The organism is Luteibacter sp. P4_D7_3, assembly GCF_056401735.1.
The window spans coordinates 1-3,382 of record NZ_JBFUIT010000384.1; the positions used below are offsets into that span (position 1 = coordinate 1).

Genomic DNA, 3,382 nt, shown 5'->3' on the forward strand with positions numbered 1-3,382 from the left:
CCACCCAGCGGCCTGAATTGCGTCCATGCCGCTCCGGTCGGGGCGGCATCCTTGAAGGAAGTGGGTCGGATCGCCGATAATTGGGCGATTTTTCTCCCCGCGCGCGCCTTCGGCGCCGCATGCGACCCGCTTCCCTTCAGGAGTTATCCCCATGAGCAAGACGATTGCCGTGATCCCCGGCGACGGCATCGGCCCCGAGATCATGGACGCGACCATTCGCGTTCTCGACGCCCTCGACTGCGGTCTGAAATACGATTACGTCGACGCGGGCGTGGTTGCCCTCGAGAAGCATGGCGATCTCCTGCCGCAGAACACGATCGACAAGATCGCCGAACACAAGGTCGCGCTGAAGGGCCCGCTGACCACGCCGATCGGCGGTGGCTTCACCTCGATCAACGTGACCCTGCGTCGCAAGTTCGACCTCTACTCCAACGTCCGTCCGGCGATCAGCTTCCCGGGCACGAAGGCGCGTTACGAGAACATCGACATCATCACGGTGCGTGAAAACACCGAGGGTGCGTACCTGGCCGAAGGCCAGACCACCACGGGTGAGGGTGATTCCGAAGTCGCCACCTCGATGATCCGCAACACCCGCCCGGGCATGCAGCGCATCTGCAAGTACGCCTTCGAGATGGCCCGTAAGAAGGGTCGCAAGAAGGTCACGGCGGTGCACAAGGCCAACATCATGAAGACCTCGTCGGGCCTATTCCTGACGGTGGCGCGCGAAGTGGCGAAGGACTACCCGGACATCGAGTTCGGCGAGATGATCGTCGACAACGCCTGCATGCAGCTGGTGATGAACCCGTACCAGTTCGACGTGATCGTCACGACGAACCTGTTCGGCGACATCCTCTCCGACCTCTGCGCCGGTCTCGTCGGCGGCCTGGGTCTCGCGCCGGGTGCCAACATCGGCAAGGACGCGGCGATCTTCGAAGCCGTCCACGGCTCCGCTCCGGATATCGCCGGCCAGAAGAAGGCCAACCCGTGCGCGCTGCTGCTCGCTGCCGCGGACATGCTCGACCACCTCGACATGGTCGCCAAGGCCACGCGCCTGCGCGCCGCCATCCGCGACGTGATGGAAGCCCGCGACCGTACGACGCCGGACGTTGGCGGCACCGGTACCACGGATACCTTCGGCGACGCGATCGTCGAGCGGCTCCGCGCTACGGCGTAAGTCGTTCGCCAGGTGGTGAAGAGAGACCCTGCAGCAATGCGGGGTCTTTTTTTTGGTGCATGGCTCGCCTTCGGCCTCGCGGGCTCGGCATTGCCATCGCTCTCTACACTTGGGCGCTTCGCGGGGAGACCTTGGTGCCCACCTCGCTGCACTGCGCCTTACCCTCCAAGCAGCGAGGGCACCTTCACGGCATCAGTTGTTTCCGCGGAAGAACGGATACGGCGCGAGGAAGATCAGCCAGATCATCAGCACGATGCCGATGTACTTGATCACGCGGAACAGCTTCGGATTCGCTTTCTTGAACTTCCGTGTGCGGTCGCGCCCGCGGTTGTTCATCGCGAACATGCGATTGACGAAGCCGACCTGTTCGCTGCTTTCGTCATCATTCGGCGATGCGGTGATCGAGCCCATGAAGGCGCCGACGCGCTTGTTGATGCCGGTCATAAGGCGGCTCTTCAGAGGGCGCTCGACGTCGGCAAACAGAATCACGCGGGTCTGGTCCGTGCGGTTCTCGGCCCAATGCACGTAGGTCTCGTCGAACACGACGTCCTTGCCGTCGCGCCACGCGTGCATTTCGCCGTCGACGAAGATGCGGCAGTCGTCCGAGTTCGGCGTGATCAGCCCCAGGTGGTAGCGCAGCGAGCCGGCGAACGGATCGCGGTGCGGATTGAGCTTGCTACCCGGCGGAAGCAGGGCAAACATTGCCGCCTTCACGCTCGGGATGGCGTTGAGCAGCTTCACCGTTTCCGGGCAGAGCGCCTCGGCCGAGGCCAACGGCTCGCCGTACCATTTCAGATAGAAACGCTTCCAGCCCTGCTTGAAGAACGAGTTGAAGCTGGCATCGCTGTGCTTTTCCGCGGAGCGGATGAAGCCCTCGTCGAACAGGTGCATGGCTTCTTCGCGGATCTTCTCCCAGTTGCCCTGCAGCAGATCGAGCTGCGGGAATCCGGCGCGATCCAGGATCGGCCGCGCTGGCACGGCGGAGAAGGCGTACATCAGCAGGTTGTACGGCGCGAAGATGGCCGAGTGATCGACCAGCTGGCGATCGAAGCGCAGGCGTGAGCGTCCGCGCAGATGCACCAGCAACACGCAGAGCGTGAACAGGATCAGCACATACAGGACGATGAAGCGGGGCCCGAGGAAATTCATGGGTTGGACTCGACCAGGACAAGCGATACGTAGGGCCGCGCGCGGCCTGTATCAACGCGCCTAGGATACTCCGGCCTTAATGACCGAGCACGTAAACCGAGCCGCCACCGGGCCGCCAGGCCCGCTGGAAGGCCTTGTTAACCCACGCGATCGCTTCGCGGACAGCCACGTGCGGCGATTTGCCCCGAGCCAGCCCCGCCGCCACGGCTGAGGCCAGTGTGCAGCCGCTGCCGTGCCCTTCGAGCGGCAGGCGAGGGTGCCGGACCTCGGTCACGCCGCTCGCGTCGTAAAAACAGTCGACCACCTCGCGGCCTTTGCCATGGCCGCCTTTGAGCAGGACGCCGCGTGCGCCGAGGGCGAGCAGGTCGGCGCCGACGGCGTCCATGTCGCGTCCCAACGGGCGGCCGAGCAGGGCTTCGGCTTCCGGCAGGTTGGGAGTAAGGATGTCGGCCAGCGGTATAAGGCGCGTCACCATCGCTTCGAGCGCATTTTCATCGAGCAAGCGCGCACCGCTTGTGGCAATCATCACCGGATCGACGACTAGCCACGCAGGTTTGCGAACGCGCATCTCTTTTGCCACGAGCCGCGTCACCGCCGCACTGCCGAGCATGCCGGTCTTCACCGCCGAGATCGGAAAGTCATCGAACACCGCATCGATCTGGCTGCGAATGTGAGAGAGAGGCAGGGTGTGCACAGCAGTCACGGCACGCGTGTTCTGCGATGTCACGGCTGTTATCGCGGTGAGACCGTGGGTTCCGCGCGCGTGGAAGGTTTTCAGGTCAGCCTGGATGCCTGCGCCGCCGCCGGAGTCTGAGCCGGCGATGGTCAGGGTATTGGGTTTGGCTTTGACGGTCTTGGTCATCGCGAAAGGATAGCTGTAAGGCAAGAGCGTTCGCCGATGAATCGGCTCCTACGATAGCGGGCGCGCGGCATGTTTGTCGGCGGTGCGCTCTCGACCACAACGAACTTCGACGTTTGGTGCCGCGAGGGGTAAGGCCCTTGGGGCCGCATAAGCTGAGGGCCGCTCAGTTCACATGGAATGCGAACGCGGTGCTACGG

General features: G+C 63.7%; 3 protein-coding genes. 1 reads left to right on the top strand and 2 read right to left on the bottom strand.

The annotated features are described in order from the left end of the window. Positions 1–151: 151 nt before the first annotated feature. Entirely contained in the window at positions 152–1,174 is a 1,023-nt protein-coding gene (locus AC1DSN_RS20250; RefSeq protein ID WP_063570385.1) for an isocitrate dehydrogenase, read from the top strand. 192 nt (positions 1,175–1,366) lie between these two features. On the opposite strand, the gene AC1DSN_RS20255 is transcribed toward AC1DSN_RS20250, so the two are convergent. Together AC1DSN_RS20255 and thiD are read right to left on the bottom strand one after the other, a co-directional pair. Beyond that, positions 1,367–2,323, bottom strand: coding sequence for an aspartyl/asparaginyl beta-hydroxylase domain-containing protein (locus tag AC1DSN_RS20255; RefSeq protein WP_213948343.1), 957 nt, complete (start codon positions 2,321–2,323; stop codon positions 1,367–1,369). 76 nt (positions 2,324–2,399) lie between these two features. After that, complete coding sequence (thiD, locus tag AC1DSN_RS20260) at positions 2,400–3,185, bottom strand: bifunctional hydroxymethylpyrimidine kinase/phosphomethylpyrimidine kinase (protein WP_477332483.1); 786 nt, start codon at positions 3,183–3,185, stop codon at positions 2,400–2,402. Between the last annotated feature and the right edge of the window lie 197 nt (positions 3,186–3,382).